The sequence below is a fragment of the Ruegeria sp. HKCCA4812 genome (assembly GCF_013034245.1).
GTDB lineage: Bacteria > Pseudomonadota > Alphaproteobacteria > Rhodobacterales > Rhodobacteraceae > Ruegeria.
The window spans coordinates 117352-138577 of the sequence record NZ_WQFQ01000002.1 but is presented as its reverse complement, the minus strand read 5'-3'; the positions used below and the strand labels follow the sequence as shown (position 1 = coordinate 138577).

17 protein-coding genes are annotated in these 21226 nt (G+C 55.6%); 13 read left to right on the top strand and 4 right to left on the bottom strand.

The features are described 5' to 3' along the window. Positions 1 to 32 precede the first annotated feature (32 nt). Genes GOW04_RS07980 through GOW04_RS21780 form a run of 3 tightly spaced genes read left to right on the top strand, consistent with a single transcriptional unit; the run spans position 33 to position 1978 of the window. On the top strand, positions 33 to 1013 hold the full coding sequence (locus GOW04_RS07980) for an alpha/beta fold hydrolase (protein ID WP_171232132.1): 981 nt from the start codon (positions 33 to 35) through the stop codon (positions 1011 to 1013). A gap of 55 nt (positions 1014 to 1068) precedes the next feature. Further along, a complete protein-coding gene (locus tag GOW04_RS21785) occupies positions 1069 to 1389 on the top strand; it encodes a PhzF family phenazine biosynthesis protein (RefSeq protein ID WP_217356900.1) in 321 nt (106 codons plus the stop codon). A 40-nt stretch (positions 1390 to 1429) separates the two neighbouring features. After that, entirely contained in the window at positions 1430 to 1978 is a 549-nt protein-coding gene (locus tag GOW04_RS21780; RefSeq protein WP_217356898.1) for a PhzF family phenazine biosynthesis protein, read from the top strand. A 176-nt stretch (positions 1979 to 2154) separates the two neighbouring features. On the opposite strand, the gene GOW04_RS07970 is transcribed toward GOW04_RS21780, so the two are convergent. After that, the gene (locus GOW04_RS07970) at positions 2155 to 3375 is read right to left on the bottom strand and encodes an adenylate/guanylate cyclase domain-containing protein (protein ID WP_171232131.1); all 1221 of its coding nucleotides are present in this window, start codon (positions 3373 to 3375) and stop codon (positions 2155 to 2157) included. Between the two features lie 349 nt (positions 3376 to 3724). Between GOW04_RS07970 and GOW04_RS07965 the strand changes: the two genes are divergently transcribed. The 10 genes from GOW04_RS07965 to GOW04_RS07920 all read left to right on the top strand — a co-directional run bounded on the left by GOW04_RS07965 (position 3725) and on the right by GOW04_RS07920 (position 18136). Further along, positions 3725 to 4750, top strand: coding sequence for a LacI family DNA-binding transcriptional regulator (locus tag GOW04_RS07965; RefSeq protein WP_171232130.1), 1026 nt, complete (start codon positions 3725 to 3727; stop codon positions 4748 to 4750). Between the two features lie 95 nt (positions 4751 to 4845). After that, on the top strand, positions 4846 to 6150 hold the full coding sequence (locus tag GOW04_RS07960; protein ID WP_171232129.1) for a sugar ABC transporter substrate-binding protein: 1305 nt from the start codon (positions 4846 to 4848) through the stop codon (positions 6148 to 6150). Positions 6151 to 6260: 110 nt separating this feature from the next. Continuing rightward, positions 6261 to 7127, top strand: a complete 867-nt coding sequence (locus GOW04_RS07955; RefSeq protein ID WP_152460300.1) for a carbohydrate ABC transporter permease — start codon at positions 6261 to 6263, stop codon at positions 7125 to 7127. A 12-nt stretch (positions 7128 to 7139) separates the two neighbouring features. Continuing rightward, positions 7140 to 7970 (top strand): carbohydrate ABC transporter permease, encoded by an 831-nt coding sequence (locus GOW04_RS07950; RefSeq protein ID WP_152460301.1) that lies wholly within the window; start codon positions 7140 to 7142, stop codon positions 7968 to 7970. Between the two features lie 12 nt (positions 7971 to 7982). After that, complete coding sequence (locus tag GOW04_RS07945) at positions 7983 to 8987, top strand: ABC transporter ATP-binding protein (RefSeq protein WP_152460302.1); 1005 nt, start codon at positions 7983 to 7985, stop codon at positions 8985 to 8987. Next, on the top strand, positions 8984 to 9757 hold the full coding sequence (locus tag GOW04_RS07940; RefSeq protein ID WP_171232128.1) for an L-iditol 2-dehydrogenase: 774 nt from the start codon (positions 8984 to 8986) through the stop codon (positions 9755 to 9757). Before GOW04_RS07945 ends, GOW04_RS07940 begins: the two co-directional genes overlap by 4 nt. After that, the gene (locus tag GOW04_RS07935; RefSeq protein ID WP_171232127.1) at positions 9757 to 11262 is read left to right on the top strand and encodes a mannitol dehydrogenase family protein; all 1506 of its coding nucleotides are present in this window, start codon (positions 9757 to 9759) and stop codon (positions 11260 to 11262) included. The genes GOW04_RS07940 and GOW04_RS07935 overlap by 1 nt, the downstream gene beginning before the upstream one ends. A 472-nt stretch (positions 11263 to 11734) precedes the next feature. Next, positions 11735 to 14335 (top strand): M10 family metallopeptidase C-terminal domain-containing protein, encoded by a 2601-nt coding sequence (locus tag GOW04_RS07930; RefSeq protein WP_171232126.1) that lies wholly within the window; start codon positions 11735 to 11737, stop codon positions 14333 to 14335. Positions 14336 to 15080: 745 nt separating this feature from the next. Continuing rightward, the gene (locus GOW04_RS07925) at positions 15081 to 16820 is read left to right on the top strand and encodes a type I secretion system permease/ATPase (RefSeq protein WP_371809250.1); all 1740 of its coding nucleotides are present in this window, start codon (positions 15081 to 15083) and stop codon (positions 16818 to 16820) included. After that, positions 16820 to 18136, top strand: coding sequence for an HlyD family type I secretion periplasmic adaptor subunit (locus GOW04_RS07920; RefSeq protein WP_152460306.1), 1317 nt, complete (start codon positions 16820 to 16822; stop codon positions 18134 to 18136). Before GOW04_RS07925 ends, GOW04_RS07920 begins: the two co-directional genes overlap by 1 nt. Before the next feature lie 11 nt (positions 18137 to 18147). Here GOW04_RS07920 and GOW04_RS07915 read toward each other — a convergent pair whose 3' ends face one another. Genes GOW04_RS07915 through GOW04_RS07905 form a run of 3 tightly spaced genes read right to left on the bottom strand, consistent with a single transcriptional unit; the run spans position 18148 to position 21159 of the window. Next, the gene (locus GOW04_RS07915) at positions 18148 to 19155 is read right to left on the bottom strand and encodes an ABC transporter substrate-binding protein (RefSeq protein WP_171232125.1); all 1008 of its coding nucleotides are present in this window, start codon (positions 19153 to 19155) and stop codon (positions 18148 to 18150) included. Then, entirely contained in the window at positions 19134 to 20501 is a 1368-nt protein-coding gene (locus tag GOW04_RS07910) for a sensor histidine kinase (RefSeq protein ID WP_170345421.1), read from the bottom strand. The genes GOW04_RS07915 and GOW04_RS07910 overlap by 22 nt, the downstream gene beginning before the upstream one ends. Continuing rightward, positions 20491 to 21159, bottom strand: a complete 669-nt coding sequence (locus tag GOW04_RS07905; protein WP_171232124.1) for a response regulator transcription factor — start codon at positions 21157 to 21159, stop codon at positions 20491 to 20493. The genes GOW04_RS07910 and GOW04_RS07905 overlap by 11 nt, the downstream gene beginning before the upstream one ends. Positions 21160 to 21226 lie beyond the last annotated feature (67 nt).

Genomic DNA, 21226 nt, shown 5'->3' with positions numbered 1-21226 from the left:
GCGCGCCCAAAACGCCAAGAAAGGAAATACCCATGTCGCGCAATCTGAAATCCATCCTGAGCGCCAGTCTTCTCGCGCTTACTATCGCGGTGCCATTAACTCCGGCCCCCGCAATCGCCAATGAGACTGGCATTGAAGCCACCCAAGCGGTCAATTTCCGCGCCGAAAAAATCGGCGAGGTCAATATCGCCTATCGCGAGGCCGGAGACCCGAACAGGCCAACCGTTCTGTTGCTTCATGGCTTTCCGACCTCGTCACATATGTTCCGCAACCTTATCCCCGAGCTGGCCAAGCACTTTCACGTTATTGCGCCCGATTTCCCCGGATTTGGGGCGTCGGACATGCCGCAAGCTGAAGATTTCGAGTATTCCTTTGCGAATATCGCCGAAATCATGACCTCCCTGCTGGATCGGAAGGGTGTCGATCAATACGCGGTCTATCTGATGGACTATGGTGCCCCGGTTGGATTCCGGATGTTTGCCGAACAGCCCGAACGGGTCACCGGCTTCGTCATTCTGAACGGCAATGCGTATGAGGAAGGGCTGCGCGAATTCTGGGACCCGATCAAAGCCTATTGGGCCGATCCCTCGAAAGAGAATGGCGACCAGCTTCGTGGGTTTCTTTCTCTGGATGCGACCAAGTGGCAGTTCACCCACGGTGTACAAAGGCCGGAACTGATCAACCCGGACAACTATTGGCACGTCCAATACCTGCTTGATCGCGAAGGCAATCAGGAGGTGCAACTTGAACTTTTCCTGGACTACGGCACCAACGTTACCGAGTACCCGAAATGGCAGGCGTTGTTTCGTGAGCATCAACCACCTGCGCTGCTGATGTGGGGTAAGAATGATCATATCTTTCCGGCCGAAGGCGCCCTGCCCTATCAACGCGACCTGAAGAATCTTGAGTTTCATCTGCTTGATACCGGACACTTCGCGCTGGAGGAATATGGGCCTGAAATTGCGGAACGGATGACCGCATTCCTGAATCGCATCACCGCCACCGGCAACTGATGCGCAACTGGCCGCGCCTCGATCAAGGGCGCGGCCTCATGTTTGGAGACGATCAATGAACACGCAAGCAAACACTGCCAAGGAAGTCACGGTTGAAATCGTGCACAGGTTTGTCGACGGTGGCACCGGAGGAAATCCCGCAGGCGTCGTTCTGGACGCTGATGATCTGAGCGCGCAAGATATGCAAACCGTGGCGGCAAGAGTTGGATTGTCCGAGACGGCGTTTGTCTCGCGATCCGAGACGGAAGGCTTCAAGCTGGATTTCTTCACACCGAACCGGCGCATCGCTCATTGCGGTCATGCACAATCGCCGCCTTCTCTCACCTTGATGCGCTTGGCCGGATCCCCAAGCCGATACGTCAAAGGAAACTATTGATGGCCCCAGGCGCATACTCACGAAAGACGGCGCCGCCTATATGGAACAATTGGCCCCACGCTATTCAGGTGCTCAGGAATGGATCGAAAAGGGCGTGAAACTCGACGATGTGCTGAGCTCTCTCGAGGTCGACAAAACTGACCTGGATCAGAGGTTTGCTCCGGTTTTGGTCAATACCGGCAACAGCTTCATCGTCGTTGGTCTTTCGGATGCGGCGGGCCTTGCCAAAATCAGACCAGATTTGGCCAAAATCAAGCAAATCAGCGAGCAACTGGATCTGATTGGCTATTATGTATTAACGAAAGACCCTTCAATCACCAGCCGGGACGCCACAACCCGTATGTTCGCACCCAGATACGCGATAGATGAAGAAGCCGCCACGGGGATGGCAGCCGGGCCACTTGCATGCATGTTGCATGATTTCGGCGGCACGTCTCAGCGATCATTTGAAATCGAACAAGGGGTGTTTATGAACCCGGCAAGCCCTAGCCTGATAAAGGTCGAACTTGACATCGAGAATGGTGCGATCACGGGCCTCATGGCGGGTGGTTACGGAAAAGCCATGACCTCGGCCCGGATTGCTTTGTGACGCGAAAAGGCCAGGTGTGTCCGCAGCATCAGCTTCGGATGCGCCCAGGTCCTTGAACTCGAATACGTTTCGTCCAAGGGTCCTGCGACGGCACCTTAATCAGCGCAGTGCGCCGCCTCGTCGCCCGTAGCCCAAATCGAATTCGGCATTGCGGGCAACGTAGAAGCTTGCGGTTCTTAATCCATGTTGTCCGGATCAATGTGGCGATCCGGCATGGGGATGGCTTGATGCTCCTTTTCGACGAGAGAGTACAACTCGATGGATCCGGCAAGCCCTCGAACTTCGTGAAACCCGCAAGCAGAGAACAGGTCAGGCGACGCAGCGGCAACGGCTGGCGTCACCAGAACTCTGTGGCCCAGGGATTTCGTCAACCCCTCGATACGGCTTGCGAGGTTGACTGCCCTACCCAGAACAGTGAAATCCAGCCTGCCAGGGCTGCCGATATTGCCATAGCTGACCTGTCCGACATTGATCCCGATGCCTATATCCAACGGCGGCTTCCGAGCCTCTTCGCGGCGATGGTTGAGTGCGGCCAAACCGGTCAATACGCTTTGAGCGGCCCGTGCTGCCCTTTTGCATTGGTCGTTCAAATCTTGCTGTCTCGCGACGGTGAATATCGACAGAATGCCGTCTCCCATAAACTTGAGAATGTCGCCGCCATTCTCTTCGACAGACTGCACGACCAGATCAAAATATCCACTCAGCATGTCGAAAACGTCCTCTTCGGATGCCCTGTCCGAAAGAGCGGTGAAACCGCGCAGGTCAGAGAACATGACAACTGCGTCAAGGGTCGTGCGTTCCCCTCGCTTGATCCTCCCGTTCCACACAGCATCAGAGGGCCCATCGCCAAGATAGGTTCTCAGAAGACCTTTGGACGACTTGCGCATCGTGACCGGTTCCAGAGCTGAGGACAAAGCGGGCAATGCATCCTCAATCATTTTCAGATGCCGGGGCGAGAAGCCTTCTGGCGACCGGGTGACAAAAGTGCAGCCGTGCAGCGATCCGTCTCCGTAATATAGCAGCGTGGCATAGTAATCGGTGCCACCCAGCTCAGCGAAATCAAGATATGATGAGTGCTCGGTCTTGGGGTCCAATTGCCGCAGACTTTTGTGAAGTGGCTTCCGGTGTTCAAGAATGTATTCGAATGAACTGCCGACATACCCATCCGTCAGCATGGTCTCATGTGTTACGTCATAGCTTTCGGTGCCATCCGGTGTCCAGACGATCCCCCATGCGATGAGCAGCGGATTGGCGAAACGCTGACCGATATTGACCCGCCAGAGCGGCACACCCGCCTCGATCAGAGACGAACAGAAATATGACACCACTTTTTCCGGGTCATTCGAACGACGCCCCTCGGCAATCATCCAATTGGTCAGTTCCGCAATAGCATCCATTGTTTAAAACCAATCGCTTGGACAAGATCTTCAAGACCCCAGGCGGAGTGTTCGATCATATTAGTCTAGCCTTTTTCTTACCCCGTCCAAGCCTGCTGTTCGGTCCACAGTTATCGGCCGTAAGCGCCGGCCAAGCCACACGCGGACCTTCCTGGATACGTTTTGCGAGCCTTGTCATCAATTTGAATGAATCTTGCAAAAAGGCCGGCGTCACTCTCGAAATCCTTTTGAACGCCTTGTCGCGCGCTGGTTGCACGAGGCCGCTCTGGCTATTGATTTATTAGCGCGCGCAAAGAATATGTAAATCTATGATAAGTTCACGACGAACAAAACCAGCAGGCAGACTGGCATGACCAAGATAAAGAATATGGAAGAGTTTGCAGCGCTCAGCGGCATCTCGCGCCCCACGGTATCCAAATACTTTCACGATCCCGACAGCGTTCGCCCCACGACGCGGGCCCGAATCGAAGAGGCGTTGGAACGGTTCGACTATCGCCCCAACATTTACGCGGTGAACCAGAACCGGAAGCTTACCAAGAATATCGGTATCGTCGTACCGTATCTGGCCGATCCGTTCTTTGCTGAAATCGCACGCTATCTGGAACAAAGCTGTATCGCGGCCGGATACCGTCCGTTCCTGTTCAGCTCTCATGGTGAACAAAAGCTGGAAAACGAAATTCTGGACGGTCTGCAATCCATGAAGCCGGCAGGGGTACTATTGGCGCCTCTCGGACGCGTTTCGGACAGATCAGCAATAGAGAAATTCTGCGCCAATGTTCCAACGATCTTGTTTGACAGTAATCTCGATGGTTTGGGGGCTGCATTCGTCGGTTCTGATAACTTCAGTTTTGTTTCGCAAACCGTCGAATACATGACCCGCACTGGTGAACCGCCTTCGTTTTTTGAAATGCGCACACCTGCGAACCCAAACGCCAACAAGCGAAGGAAAGCCTATATCAAAGTGATGGAGCGTCTCGGACTCGAGCCGCATATAATCAAAGTTGAAGGCAAAGGCTGGGCGTTTGAAGAAATCGGCCAAAGAGGGGCGCTGAAAGTTCTGGAAGAACGCGGTTTGCGAACCGACTCGGTTCTGTGCAGCAATGATCGACTGGCCATTGGCTTTCTTGCAGCTTGCTACAAACATGGGATTCGCGTCGGTCGTGATGACAGTTGCGCGCTGCGCGTGGCCTCAAATGATGACCATCCCTTCGCGCAGTTCACTTGCCCATCCCTTACAACGGCGGCTCATGACTATGACAATGTTGCCGGTCGCAGCGTCGAAACCCTGTTTCAACTCATTGAAAGTGGGGGGAAATTCCAGACGCGATCTGAGACGTTGTTTCCCGCAAGACTGGTTTTGAGGGATTCTGCGTAACCCACAACTTTTAACGCGCGTAAAGTTTTTATTGACGCCGCGACAATTTACACACTACTTTCTGTGTACGGCATCCAAGCTCAGGGAGGACAAGGATGTATTTGAAGAACGCACTTCGTGCGGCGACGGCATTAACCTTTGTCGCAACGGCCGCGGCCCATGCAGAAACGATCACGATCGCAACCGTCAATAATGGCGACATGATTCGGATGCAGGGCTATACCGACAACTTTACCGAGGCGACTGGTATCGACGTGGAATGGGTGACGCTGGAGGAGAACGTCTTGCGTCAGCGTGTTACCACCGACATCACCACCAAGGGCGGTCAGTTCGATATCATGACCATCGGCATGTACGAAACGCCGATCTGGGGCGCGAATGGCTGGTTGGTTCCTTTGGATGGACTGTCAGAGGAATATGATGTCGGCGATCTGCTTCCTGCGATGGCGGGTGGCCTGAGCCATGAGGGCACGCTGTATGCGGCACCGTTCTATGGCGAAAGCTCGATGATCATGTACCGCACCGACCTGATGGAAAAGGCCGGGATGGAGATGCCTGAGGCGCCGACATGGCAGTTTATCCGCGAGGCGGCGGCTGCGATGACGGACCGCGACAACGACATCAACGGCATCTGCCTGCGCGGCAAGGCCGGTTGGGGTGAGGGCGGTGCCTTTATCACTGTGACCGCGAATTCCTTTGGTGCGCGATGGTTTGATGAAGACTGGAAACCTCAGTTTGATCAGCCCGAATGGAAAGAGGCGCTGACCTTTTTTGTCGACATGATGGATGAATCCGGCCCTGCCGGTTACGCGACCAACGGCTTCAATGAAAACCTGTCGCTGTTCCAGCAGGGCAAGTGCGGGATGTGGATCGACGCCACTGTTGCGGCGTCCTTCGTGACAAATCCGGATGATTCAACTGTCGCGGACAAGGTCGGGTTTGCACTGGCACCAAATTCGGAAGGCGTCGACAAGCGCGCCAACTGGCTGTGGGCCTGGGCACTGGCCATTCCGGCGGGAACCCAGAAAGAGGATGCAGCCAAGCAGTTCATCGAATGGGCGACCTCGAAGGACTACATCGAACTGGTGGCGGAAAACGAAGGTTGGGCCAATGTCCCTCCGGGCGCGCGTACCTCGCTTTATGAGAACGCGAACTACAAGGACATTCCGTTCGCCAAGATGACGCTCGAGTCGATCCTGTTGGCCGACCCGCAGAACTGCTGTGCCAAGCCAACACCCTATACTGGTATCCAGTTCGTTGCGATCCCGGAATTCGCGGGCATTGCCACACAGGTCAGTCAGGAATTCTCGGCGGTTTATGCCGGACAGCAGACTGTAGATGAAGCGCTTGAAAAGGCGCAGGCCTTTACGGCTGAAGAAATGGAAGCCGCAGGGTACTGAGGCATTCCTCCCAGTAGGGGACAGGTGATCTGTCCCCTGCTCTCTTCCACTTCCACAACTCGCGTTTTTCTCGCAGGCTGAGTTACGCCTGAACAGAGAGGGTTTGCGTAATGGCTACTCAACACTCCCGATCCGTTGCTCGCCTGATGATGGCACCCGCAGTGGTCCTGCTGCTTGGCTGGATGCTCGTGCCATTGACGATGACGCTGTACTTTTCCTTCAAAAAATACCTTCCTCTGCGCGGGGGTGATCTGGGCTGGGTCGGGTTCGACAACTATGTCCGCTTTGTCTCGTCCAGTACATTCTGGCCCGCGGTGCAGGCAACATTGGTCATTGTTGGCGGTGTTCTGATCATAACCGTCATTCTCGGAATTCTGCTTGCCATGCTGCTGGATCAGCCGATGTGGGGGCAAGGCATTGTCCGAATCCTTGTCATCGCGCCGTTCTTCGTCATGCCCACCGTGTCTGCGCTGGTGTGGAAGAACATGTTTATGGACCCGGTCAATGGTTTGCTGGCCCATCTGTGGCGTTTTTTCGGGGCCGAGCCGATCTCGTGGTTGTCCGAGGCGTCGATGACCTCGATCATCATGATCGTTTCGTGGCAATGGCTGCCCTTTGCAACGCTGATCCTGCTAACCGCCATTCAGTCGCTGGACAGCGAGCAACTGGAAGCAGCCGAGATGGATGGTGCACCGCCGTTGAAGCGCTTTTATCACATCATTCTGCCGCATCTGGGCCGTGCGATCACCATTGTGATCCTGATCCAAACAATCTTTCTTTTGTCGATTTTCGCCGAGATCTTCGTGACCACCGGCGGCGCTTTCGGCACCCGTACACTCACCTACCTGATCTTCCAGCGCGTGTTGGAAAGCCAGAATGTCGGCCTTGGATCAGCCGGAGGTGTCTACGCAATCATCCTTGCCAATATAGTTGCGATCTTCCTGATGCGCATCGTCGGCAAGAACCTGGACGCGTGAGGAGGAAAACCCATGGCCCGCGCTGTCACATCCCGACGCAAATCGCTGAACACCGCCCTTGCTTGGGCCGTGGGACTGCTGATTTTCTTCCCGATCCTCTGGACGATCCTGACCAGCTTCAAAACCGAAGCGCAGGCCATTGCCAGCCCTCCGTTGTTCCTGAACTTTGACTGGACGCTGGAAAACTACGCCATCGTGCAGGAACGCTCGGACTATATGCGTTTCCTGTGGAATTCGGTGATCATCGCCGGTGGATCAACCATGCTGGGCGTGATCATCGCCGTGCCCGCCGCTTGGGCAATGGCGTTTGTTCCGTCCAAACGAACCAAGGACATCCTGCTGTGGATGCTGTCCACCAAGATGTTGCCAGCCGTAGGTGTGTTGTACCCGATCTACTTGCTGTTCATCCAACTGGGCCTTCTGGATACGCGCGGAGGGTTGGTCGTGGTGCTGATGCTGATCAACCTGCCGATCATCGTCTGGATGCTTTACACTTATTTCCGCGAAATTCCGGGTGAAATTCTGGAAGCCGCGCGGATGGATGGGGCGACGCTGAAAGAGGAAATCCTCTATGTTCTAACCCCCATGGCCATTCCCGGCATCGCTTCGACCGTCCTGCTGAACTTTATCCTTGCGTGGAACGAGGCGTTCTGGACCCTCAATCTGACCGCTGTTGACGCGGCACCGCTCACGGCCTTCATCGCCAGCTATTCCAGCCCCGAGGGCCTGTTCTTTGCCAAGCTCAGCGCGGCCTCGACCATGGCAATTGCACCGATCCTGATCCTTGGCTGGTTCAGCCAGAAACAACTTGTCCGCGGCCTGACCTTCGGCGCTGTGAAATAAGGAGCATTCCTCATGGGACGCATACAACTCAAGTCCGTGACCAAAAGCTTCGGCGACGTTCAGGTCATCCCTCCGCTGGACCTGACCATTGAAGATGGCGAGTTCACCGTTTTCGTCGGCCCTTCGGGCTGCGGAAAATCCACGCTGCTGCGCCTGATCGCAGGGCTGGAAGACATCACCAGTGGCCACATAGAAATCGATGGAGCAGACGCAACAGACGTGCCGCCCGCCAAACGGGGGCTGGCAATGGTCTTCCAGTCTTATGCGCTTTACCCGCATATGACCGTGCGCAAGAACATCGCATTTCCGCTGCGCATGGCGAAACTGGATCAGGCTGAAATCGACAAGCGGGTTGAGGGCGCGGCCAGTGTCCTGAACCTCACCGATTACCTGGATCGCCGCCCGGGCCAGTTGTCCGGTGGTCAACGCCAGCGCGTCGCCATTGGTCGGGCTATCGTTCGTGAACCGGCCGCGTTCCTGTTCGATGAACCGCTTTCAAACCTCGACGCAGCTTTGCGGGTGGGCATGCGGTTGGAGATCAGCGAGCTACATGAACGCCTCGCGACAACGATGATCTACGTCACCCACGATCAGGTCGAAGCCATGACAATGGCGGACAAGATCGTTGTGCTCCAAGCTGGCGTGATCGAACAGGTTGGCAGCCCGCTGGAACTGTACCGAACGCCACGCAACCTGTTTGTTGCGGGGTTTATTGGCTCGCCCAAGATGAACTTCATCGAAGGGCCCGAAGCGGCAAAGCACGGCGCGCAAACGATCGGCATTCGACCGGAACACATCGCGGTGTCGGACTCCGAAGGAGAATGGTCCGGGCGCGTCAGCGTCTCTGAACATCTTGGTTCGGACACGTTTTTCCACGTCCACGACACCGGACTGGCCGAGACAATCACTGTTCGTGCCGATGGCGAGGTTGGTTTCCGCCATGGGGATCGCATTCATCTGACCCCACGCGCCGATGTGATCCACAGATTTGACGCAGACGGTCTGCGGATCGAATGAAACGTCTGACGGGCAAAACCGCCCTGATTACAGGGGCTGCGCGGGGCATTGGATTGGCATTTGCCAAGGCCTATGTGGCAGAGGGCGCGCGGGTCGCAGTCGCCGACATCGACATCCAGCGCGCGCAGGACGCGGTCGCTGAAATTGGCGCGGTGGCTTTCGCTGTCGAAATGGACGTGACCGACCAGCAGAGCATCGATCAGGCCATAGCCAAAACCGCGGCGCAATTCGGCCCAATCGACATTCTGATCAACAACGCGGCCATCTTCAGCGCCGCACCATTCGTCGAGATCGAGCGCGCCGACTACAATCGGGTGTTTGACATCAACGTCGCGGGCGCGCTGTTTACGATGCAGGCCGTCGCCAAACATATGATCGAGCACGGAACCAAAGGCCGAATTATCAATATGGCCTCGCAGGCCGGGCGAAGGGGTGAACCTTTGGTCGCTGTCTACTGCGCCAGCAAGGCGGCGATCATATCCCTGACCCAATCAGCGGGGCTGAACCTGATTTCTCATGGGATCAATGTAAACGCGATTGCCCCCGGTGTCGTCGATGGCGAACACTGGGATGGCGTGGACGCCTTTTTTGCAAAACACGAAGGCAAGCCCCTTGGCCAGAAGAAGCGCGAAGTGGCGGCAGCTGTTCCATATGGCCGCATGGGGCGCGCGGAAGACCTGACGGGCATGGCGGTTTTTCTGGCCTCTGACGAGGCCAAATATATCGTCGCGCAGACTTACAATGTCGACGGCGGAAATTGGATGAGCTGATGGACCCTGTGGCGAACGCAAAAACCCCTGCACGGCTGCGGCAAGAGAGCCTTTCCAAGCTGCCAACCACCGTGAAGACTCCGATGTATGAACGTACGGATCTGACGCCGGGCATCGTTCATATAGGATTGGGTAACTTCCATCGTGCGCATCAGGCCTGGTATATCCATCAGCTCATGCAGCAGGGGTTGGCCTATGACTGGGCAATCGTCGGAGCGGGTGTGCGAAGCTTTGACGCCGTCATGCGAGAACGATTGCTGGCGCAGGATTGCCTCACAACGCTGATCGAGTTGGGGCCAAACGGAATGTCCGCTGAGGTGATTGGTCCGATGATCGACTACCTGCCGATCGAAGAAAACAACGCTGCCCTCATCCACGCGATGGCCGACCCGGCCACCCGGATCGTTTCGCTGACTGTTACCGAAGGAGGGTATTTTCTGGAGGCCAACAGCGGCGCATTCGATTCCGATCACGCAGATATCCGTCATGACGCAGAAAACCCCAATCAGCCCCGTACGGCCTTTGGCGCAATGGTTGCGGCACTCAGACGACGGCGCGCCGAGGGGTTGACCCCGTTCACGGCGCTCAGCTGCGACAATCTTCAGGGCAACGGAACGATTTTGCGAAACTGTGTTGTGGGATTGGCGCGCATGTTCGACCCGGAACTGGCCGACTGGATCGACAGGCATGGCGCGTTTCCGAACTCGATGGTGGATTGCATCGTACCAGCGACCACCGACCAATTGGTATCGCAATGCCGCGCCCTTGGCGTCGATGACAGAGCGCCCGTCTCGCATGAGAACTTTCGCCAATGGGTCATCGAGGATGCCTTCTGCGCCGGGCGCCCGCCCCTCGAAAACGTCGGCGCAATACTGACTAACAACGTCCATGGTTACGAGACCATGAAATTGCGCATTTTGAACGGAGGTCATCAACTGTTGGCGAATGTCGGAGAAATACTGAGTGTTCCGACGATTGCCGACTGCATGAAGGACCCGGACATCGTGGCGTTTTTTCGAAAAGTGCAGGTCGAAGAAATCCTTCCGCATGTCGAAGCGGTTCCCGAAACCACTGCAAGTGAGTACCTTGAGTTGATCGAAAGCCGATTTGCAAACACGGCGATTCACGACACCTCACGCAGGGTTGCATTCGACGGATCGGCAAGACATCCCGGATTTTTGCTGCCGTCGCTGCGTGATGCTCTCGCATCAGGGTCTTCCGCAAACGGGCTCGCTCTCGCCGAGGCGTTCTGGTGCCGGATGTGCGCGGGTATTCGTGAGGATGGCTCCGAGATCACCCCCAATGATCCCCAGTGGGAAAGCCTGAACAGCACTGCAAAAGCGTCCAAAGCTGATCCTGAGCTTTGGCTGGAACAGGGTTTCTACAGCGGTGATTTTGGAATCAGCACACAGTTTTCCAACGCCTTTGCCCGCTGGCTGACCCTGATATGGCAGCGTGGCAGCCGGGCCGCCATTGCTGAGTATGTCGCGAGCGGTTCAACGTAACAAATCATTCACGAGGCTCAGTTCGCTCGGTGCCTATGCGGTGCGGTATCTGACCCTTGGAGCTTTGTCTGACATTGACGCAAATAGGGCTTGCAATCTGCCGAAAATGGCATGGATGTCACCCTCGGCGGTTCTGACCGGTTCACCACCTTGGGCAAATCCTCACTACAGAGTCCATGGAATAAGCGAAAGTTTGCCACCGGATCAAAAGCTCCGAGAACGGGTCCAAAAAAATGAAAAATATTGGGCAGAATGCCCAAAACCCTAAGCGGCCGCAGATGCCCGGTTCAGCCAAGGATCGCGGGTTTCTGTTGCACTTTTGCGACGGTTCTGCCGTTGAAAGAAAGTGTCATTTGAAACATGGTGTCACCTGCTGTTTCAAAAGGATTGGTGCATAGTAGTTTGTCATAAAAAGAACAATTTAAGCGTGCATCCGAGTGCAATCAAATCTTCCGAGGTACAGGGCTGAGCAATGGCTACTACGACTATAATACCAAGACCTTCCGCTTCTTCTCCGCTCAGTCCAATACAAGGTTATGTTGCCTACGGTGACGGCAATCCTGCGACCACCACCGTAATTTCTTATCACTTCGAACAATACGCGGGTACACAAGCGTGGACTGCGGAATACAAAGCAGAATTCCGAGCGGCTCTCTCTGCAATTGAAGCAGTCGCAAATGTGACTTTTGTCGAATCCGGCAGCGCTTCTGCCGACTTGGTGGAAGTTATTGCGCCCACAAGCTTTTTTTCAAATCCCAGAACGCTTGGCTACCACTATACGCCATCGCGCAACCCCTCCGAAGGCGCCTTCAACACCGCTTACTGGACTGCCGGAACAAATGGAAACGGCGATCCGGGCGGGTTTTTCTTTACTACGTTGCTCCACGAACTGGGTCACGCGCTAGGGTTGGGTCATCCCCACGACACCGGTTTGGGTACAACCGTGATGAATGGCGTTACATCGCCATTTGACTCTTTCGGGACCGGCAGCCTGAATCAGGGTGTCTACACGGTGATGTCGTATAATGATGGCTGGACCGAAAAGAACGGAATTCTCTCTGTCAACGCGACTTATGGGGGTTCAACGGGTCTTGGCGCTTTGGACATTGCTGCGTTGCAGGCGATGTATGGCGCCAATACCAGCCACAACTCAGCCAACAATACCTACACGCTTCCTTGGGCAAACGTTGGGGGTACCGGCTATCAGTCTATTTGGGATACTGGTGGAAACGATACCATCCAGCATGTCGGCAGTTCGAAGGCGCGGATCGACCTGCGGGCCGCAACACTGGATTATTCCGAGACCGGCGGCGGCGTAGTGTCCTACGCAGAGGGCATAAAGGGCGGCTTTACAATCGCTCATGGCGTTGTGATTGAAAACGCGATCGGCGGGACGGGTGACGATGTGATCGTCGGGAACACCGCTCAGAATGTTCTGAACGGCAACCATGGTCACGACAAAATCTATTCAGTGTCCGATGGAACCAACAACAACACCGTTTATGGCGGTTTGGGGAACGACACCATTTATCTGGCGAACGGTTCCGGCGCAGACCAGGTATTCGGCGGCCAGGGCGACGATTGGGCCATTGTGACCAACAATGCCGGCTCGTTTTCCGGAGGAAGCGGTGCTGACACAGTCCGATTTGTCAGCGCCATCAGCAGCTATCTGTTCATTAAAAACGGCACGAAATACGAATTTATCGATGCCGTTTCACGCATCACCTTTACGGTGGAAGATGATGTCGAAGCCATTCAATTCCTGAATGGATCACAGGCGTATACTCGTTCGAATATCGAAGCTGCCATGCAGCTTTCGGATATCGAGACGACCGGCACCACACTGAAACATGCAAATCAGGGCATTTACGTTCTGGATGCAGGCAGCTCGAACGTGACGCTGGTATTTAATGGTCAGGCTGTTGGTCAAAACACGATCGCCGGCTGGCAGGCCATTCAGGCCGAGGCTTCGGGTGGCGGTTACAAAGTGCTGTGGAAAAACGTGGATGGGACGTACGGGGAATGGACCGTCAATGCCAATGGTCAGTTCCTCAGCAGTAGCAGCATCGGCAACGTGGCTGATGTTGAGACCTTCTATGGCGCTGACCTTAACAATGACGGGCTGACGGGTCATGGAACGATCAGCGTTGAATCCAACGGCGCGACTACGCTGGGGGCGACAACCCAAGGTGAATATCTGATTGGCGGCACCAACAATTTGACATTCAACAACGCCACTGTCGGACCGAACAGCTTCTCCGGCTGGCAGGCCATTCAGGCCGAGGCCTCCGGTGGCGGCTACCGGGTGTTGTGGAAGAACTCGGATGGATCCTACGGTGAATGGACGACGAATGCGGCCGGCGAATTCCAAAGCAGTACAACAATCACCAATGTTGCGGATGTAGAGGTCTTCTATGGTGTAGACCTGAACAATGACGGGCTGACGGGTCATGGAACGATCAGCATTGAATCCAACGGCGCGACTACGCTGGGGGCGACAACCCAAGGTGAATATCTGATTGGCGGCACCACCAAGTTGACATTCAACAACGCCACTGTCGGACCGAACAGCTTCGTGGGCTGGCAGGCCATTCACGCCGAGGCTTCAGGTGGCGGCTACCGGGTATTGTGGAAGAATTCGGACGGAACTTACGGTGAATGGGTCACGGATTCCAATGGTGTATATGTCAGTTCCAACACCGTCCCTGACGTGGTCGCGGTCGAAACTTTCTATGGCTTTGATATCGATGGCAGTGGGACAGTGGGATACGGATTGCCCAAACTCGCTCGGTTTACTGAAGGCGATCAGAAAACGCCGACGGGCGAAGAAGTTTTGGGTGTGTCCGATTGGGATGAAACGGTCGATATTCTAAAGTTCGTCCCTGAACTTGAGGCTCCCGAAGACGTAGAAGACGACTACACACTGGTGAACTTGCATCAGGCTCAGGACGGGGTGCTTAACGTTTCCGAAGACTCATTGGCCGCCGTATTGGGTGGGAACTTAGAGGTCGAGGATGACGAGGCCAGTCCGACACTTACACCCCATTTGGACGAAGACAGCTTTTGGATTTAAAGATCCTTTGGCGCTGGAGGCGGCTCGTTCGGTTAAACTGACGGTGCCGTTTCTGGCGTAGTTCTCTGAGTACGTTTGTGATTTCAATCAGTGTCCCGGCCCTGCAGGCCCGCCTTGTCAGCTCTGTCAAACCTAACAGCAGGGTGAAAGCAAATCGCCAAGGTTTGTGCGTAGCCGTAGCAACATACCCTGCCGCCAGCCAGCCACCACCGGTGTTTCAAGGCAGTTCTGGCAACATCTAAAACCCATAGTGTACCGCGCGAAGTACCGCGATCGATCACGGTGATACTCCAAACATCTTTGCAAGGAGGTATTATTCGTTTGTCCTATTGGCCCTGATAGTTTGTGCGGTCGCGCTGCTGAAATGCGCGAACACGCATCTTGTGTGCAGCCTGAGTAGGCGCTCTTATTTTGATCTCGGGCGCTGACCCAGGCTTTGCAATCAGTCATCACCTGATGCGCATCGTGTGGGCCATCATTGGCGTATCCGTCGCCGACAACCTGACCTTGAGTTGGCCCAGACCTCGGAACTGGTCAGGTGCTTTTGGCCGCGACCGCATAGTTACTGTGCGTCGGAACCACCGAGTTCAAACGTTGAGACAGTCTTTGCGACGTTGGCCAAAAAGTGCCTCTTCCAGCCTGCTGTCTGCGGTTTCTTGCTCAAAAAAACATGTGCAAACTTGGCAATGCTGAACTAACTTTCTAAATGCGGCGATGCCTGTCCGAATGATGTGGATTTTAAACTGTGAAACCTCAACACCGCCTGTCAGCGGCCCCTCGCCATGAATTGCGCAACGTGCGCAATCAGGGCATTGCCTTTCTGGCCTTGGCGTTTTTGTTCAGCATCTTCGTCAACCTGCTCATGCTGACAGGTCCACTGTTCATGCTGCAAGTATATGATCGGGTTCTTGGTTCACGGGCAGTTGAAACTCTGACCGCACTGTTTTTGCTTGTTGCGTTGCTTTATGCGCTGATGGCCATGCTGGACTATGCACGCGGTCGCATCGTTGCCCGCTTTGGAGCGCGGTTCCAGTCGCAGCTGGATGAGCGCGTTTTCGAAGCCACAATGCGCCGGTCTCTGGTGCCTCAGGTGCGATCGGCTCCGGCGACTGCATTGCGGGACCTCGAGACCATTCGCACCTTGTGCTCTTCGCCCGTGTTGCTTGCAGTTATGGATATTCCTTGGACACCTGTCTTCCTGGGGGCAATATTCATTTTTCATCCACTGCTTGGCTGGTTGGCCGTTGCAAGTGGCGTGCTACTTGTGGTGATCGCATTGCTCAACCAGGCCCTGACCAGCCGTAAGGTGGCCGAGGCACAATCCGCGGCGGCTCGGGCGAATGCCTTTTCCGAGCACGCAAGGCAAGCAGCTGAGGTTGTGCGCTCTCAGGGAATGCAGGCGGACGTGACCAGGCGGTGGTTGAACCAACGTTCCGAAGCTTTGCGTCAAAGCATTTCCGCCAGTGATTGGACTGGTAGCTTCACGTCGCTGACGAAATCGCTTCGGCTTTTCCTGCAATCTGCCATGCTGGCTTTGGGCGCGTGGTTGGTACTGCAAAACGAAATGACGCCCGGGGCGATGATTGCGGGCTCGATTCTCTTGGGACGGGCCTTGGCCCCGGTGGAACAGGCTGTCGGCCAATGGAGTTTGGTCGAACGGGCACGCACGGCCTGGAGTTCGTTGAACCGGTTTCTGGACCAGACGCCGCCAGAGGAACAGCGGATTCGTTTGCCGATCCCAAAATCCCAATTGGAAGCCAAATCCCTGACGGTAATCCCTCCGGGTGCCACTGCGCCAACATTGCGGAACGTTAACCTGAAACTGGAACCGGGAAAGGCGCTTGGTGTGATCGGGAAAAGTGGGTCGGGCAAGACGACCCTGGCCAAGGCTCTGCTTGGGCTTTGGAGACCGGCGGCTGGCGAGATCCGGTTGGGCGGGGCCACGTTGGACCAATATGATCCCAACGATCTGGGCAGCCATATCGGATACTTGCCGCAGCAGGTGACCCTGTTCAACGGAACCGTTGCTGAAAATATTGCACGGATGTCGGAAAACCCGGATTCAGAAGCGGTGGTTGCGGCGGCCAAGAAGGCCAAGGCACACGAATTGATTCTGTCATTGGAAAAGGGTTACGGCACCTTTCTTGAAGGCAATGACAGTCAGTTGTCGGGCGGTCAGAAACAGCGCATTGCGCTGGCCCGTGCGCTGTATGGCGACCCGGTCCTTCTTATTTTGGACGAACCGAACTCGGCCCTCGACGCAGATGGCACCGAAGCTTTGAATGCAGCCGTGCGCGGCCTCAAGGAAGCGGGAAAGGCCGCCATCATCATGACGCACCGCCCGCAGGCCATTTCGGAATGTGACGATCTTGCTGTTGTGGAAAAAGGCCAGGTGGTGAGGTTTGGCAGCCGCGACGAGGTTCTGAACGCAATGGTCCAGAATGCGGGCGCGATTAAGCGCAAGCTTAGCCCCGTAGGTGAATAATGGCGAAAAAATCAACCAAGACACCCGTCCCCGTCTGGGGCATCAAAATACCTGCGCTAGTGGGATTTCTTGCCCTTGGCATTCTGGTCGGCGGGTTGGGCCTTTGGGCCGTGAAAACGCGGCTGGCCGGGGCGATTGTATCTTCGGGCGTCATTGAAGTTCAAAGCAACCGTCAGGTCGTTGAACATCCTGACGGCGGCGTGGTCGGCGAGATTTTCGTGCGCGACGGTGATACGGTTGCCTCGGGCGATTTGCTTTTGCGGTTGGATGACACATTTCTGTCTTCAGAACAGACGATTGTAGAATCTCAACTCTTTGATCTGCTGGCCCGCCGCGCCCGGCTGGAGGCCGAGCGGGATGGCCTGACATCCGAAGAATTGGCCACGCGCCTGGCTGAGGTTCAAAAAGAATACGATATCGATCCGGACCTGATTGCAGGGCAACAGAACCTGTTCGATGCCCGGCTGGAAACGCTGTCCAAGCAGGACGAACAACTGCGCAAACAGTTGGTTCAGATAGAAAGCGAGATCGCAGGCACGCAGGCTCAGTTGGTCTCGTTGCGCCGCCAGACAGAGTTGATCGAGGCGGAGTTGAAGGATCAGCAAAGCCTGTTGAGTAGGGGTCTGACACAAAACAGCCGCGTGCTGGCGCTGCAACGCGAAGAAGCCAGTCTGACAGGCGAAATCGGCAAACTGGAAGCGTCCGTTGCGCGCCTCAAGGGACAGATTGCATCAACCGAGATCAAGATTGTCGAACTGACCGCGACCCGGCGGGAAGAAGCGATCACTACTTTGCGGGACGTTCAGGCGCAGGTGGCAGAGCTGTGGGAACGACGTTTGTCCCTGGCGGAACGTCTGGCCAGGCTTGAAATTCGCGCACCTGTCAGCGGTACGGTTTACGGCAGTCAAGTTTTTGCCCTGCAATCGGTCATCCAGCCGGGCGAACCCATGATGTATGTGGTTCCGCAGGACACGCCGCTGTTGGTGGCAGCGCGGGTGGATGCGATCCATGTGGATCAGTTGCATGTCGGGCAATCCGTTGCCCTGCGCTTTCCGGCGTTCAATCAGCGCGAAACGCCCGAACTCGAAGGACAGGTCAACAATGTCTCTGCGGACACGTTCACGGATGAACAGTCCGGTTTCACCTTTTACCGCGCCGAAGTGGTGCTGAATGACGGTGAGATCGACCGGCTCAATGGTCAGGAACTTTTGCCTGGTATGCCGGTTGAGACACTGATCAAGACCGACGAACGCACGCCGTTGTCCTATCTTGTGAAACCGATGGCAGACTACTTCAACCGCGCGTTTCGCGAATGATGCGGACGCGGTTATCGCTGGATGACCGCGTTTTCCCATTCAGCCAGAAAACGGCGGCGTTTCAGCCTGTCCAGAAATGTCATGAGCCCCGGGTCCAGCCCAATCATTTCGCGATCGGTGCCAGTTTCGTGCGGGGCCAAGGGCGGCAAGGTAACGGGGTCGCCTACCCGTTTGGTTTGGTTGGAAATCAGGTGTTTGAGAAAAGACGTGGCGGCGTCCGGTTGCGGGGTGCCATTCAGCACCATGGCCGTGCGCATCATGGTCGTCTGAAAATCCGACGGCAGAATGATTTCCACCGTGTCCTTGCTTCCGGCGCGGGCTTCGGCATAGCTGCCCAGAACGTTGTAAGCCACTGCAATCTTACCTTTGACGAGGTCATCGATCATATCCGCCGAACAACAGTACAGGCGTACGTCCAATCCACCCATCACCTCCATAAGCCGCCAATACGTCTCGGACGCGCGGGCATCCTGCGTTGCGAACAAATATCCCAGACCTGATTGACGGATGTCATAGGTGCCCACACGGCCCCTGAAATCATCGGGACGCAAACGAAGGATTTCGATCAGTTGTTGCCGGGTCTCGGGGATGGGGCCGCCAGCAAAGGCCGCGCGGTTAATCACGATTGTCGCCGGTTCCGATGTGAACGCGAAAAGGCTTTGATGCCATTGCGCCCAGGATGGCAGCGGTATGTCGTCGATGATTCGCCCGAAACCGTCGTTTGCCAGCTTCAGTTGCAGATCCATCGCGCTGGATATGACAACATCGAAGTCTTCCGGCGCGGCGCGGACTATTCGGTCGATATCTGCGGTGCCGGTCACCAGGTATTCAACAGAGATACCGGGGTTTTCTTCAATGAAACCCGCAATCAAGGGTTCGAACAGAAAGGTGTCCGTGCTTGAGATCACGCGTAGATGCGCCTCATTTGCTGAGGCGTTGAAAACCTGCCTTTCCTCCCAGGTTTGGGTGGCAGCAACGACAGGAAGGCTGAAGAAAATCAAAGCGATAAGATAACGCACGCGCCGCCCCCCTGCCGGTTGGTCAATTCCAGTGTGCCACCATGCGCAGAAGCAACGTCCTGAACGATTGTAAGGCCCAATCCGGATCCGATGGTTCCGCTTGCATTCTTCCCGCGCTCGAAACGGCGCGTCAAAGTGTCGATCTCGTTTGGAGGAAACCCCGGCCCACGGTCTTTGACAATTATCTGAATGCGTGGTTCCGAAACAACCTCGATGCGTACGAAACTGTCGGCAGGCGCATATTTCAGTGCGTTGTCGATCATGTTGCGCACAGCGTTCTGAATAAGAATGGGGTCACCAGAGTAGGAAACCTTTGGATCGCCGCTCAGGGAAAGCGACAAGTCCTTCATTTCGGCAATTGGCGTAAGACGCTGCACCAGATCACGGACCAAAGCATTGAGATCAATGTCTTCGCGCTCCAGATGATCGGCGCGGAACGTGATCATCGCATGATCCAGCAATTGCCCCGCCGCGCGCGAGCTTTCATCAATGGCCCGCACCATTGAGCGTAACGCTTCGCGGTTTTCTTCCTTTTCGACCCTCTGCAATGTGGCATCGGCATAAGATCGAACGGTTGCCAAAGGGGTGCGCACCCGGTGGGCCGCCTCGGCGATGAAATCTTCCGATTGGCTCAGTGATTGATCCAGCCGCCCCATCAAAGAGTTCAACGACGCCACCAAAGGAGCCATTTCGCGGGGAACGGGCTTTTTGAACGGGCTCAGGTCCTGCGGGCCGCGTCGGGTGACAGAGGTGGTAAGCCTGTTCAATTGGCCAATCGTCGACGAGGTGGCCCAGAACGACAGCGCAGCGGCAAGAGCAAAGAACCCGATGCCCAAGATCGCCGCGTTGCGTGAAATCTGGTCCAGAGTTTCCGCAAGGGCGTCCTGCGTTTGGCCCAAAGCGACCTCGATGACGGTTTGTTTGTTCAGGCCCACCAGGGTTCGCCGCGCACTGACCTGACGTATGGTTTCACCCCGTATCCGACGGGTTTGAAAGCTCCACTTGCCGTCGAATTGCCCTTTGGCCGGCGGCAGATCTTCATATCCTGACAGAAACGCGCCATCCTGAAAAATCGCGTAAAAAACCCGGTCGTCGGACGGTGTGCTGAGCATGGCGAAGGCTGCATAGGGAATATCAACCTCCAACTGCCCGTCGCGCAAGGCGGCCGCGTCCAGAATCGAGGTGGCTGCCGCCCCCAGGATGTTGTCCTGCCCTTGTTGCGCGACCTGTGCGGCATAGTTGCGAACCGCGATAAACAGAAGAAACGCCAATATCGCGGCACCACCGATCAAAGTCAGGACCAGCCTGTTCCGAAGAGACCCTGAAACATAGGGGTCAGGAGGCATGATCCAACCTGTATCCAAGACCGCGAAGCGTGGTGATCTTCAGGTCCGAAGGTTCAAGATGTTTGCGAAGGCGACCAACGTAAACCTCGATGGCATTGTCCGAGACATCGTCATCATAAGAAAAAAGCCGGTCCGTGAGCTTTTGTTTCGAAAACACCTGTCCCGGCGCACTGATGAACAGTTCCAGAAGACGCAGTTCACGGTTGCGCAAGGAAACAGTCTCATCCCCAACGGTCAGATGACCTGCCAAAGGGTCAAAGATTATTCCGCCCACTTCGATCGTTGTCCTTGCATTCCCGGATTTGCGGCGCAGAACGGCACGGCAGCGGGCCTCAAGTTCAGCATGATCGAAAGGCTTGGTGACGTAATCATCGGCCCCCAGATCCAACGAGCCGATTCGATCCGAGACCTGGCTGCGTGCCGTCAAAACGATCACGGGGGTGTCCAGATGACCAGCGCGATGCCGTTTGAGAAAGTCGCGCCCGTCCCCATCCGGCAACATGATATCCAACAGAATAAGGTCGTATTCCTGAGTTTCGGCAAAGGCCGTCGCATCATCCAATTTAAACGCATGATCAACAACATGGCCGTCTAACCTCATGCGCGAGCAGATGGCGTTCGCCAGATCAAGATTGTCTTCCACAAGAAGGAATTTCATGGGATTTTTGCGATTCTTCGTGCGTGACAGGTTGATGTCAGGTTGATGTGTTTTTGTTCCACCCAAT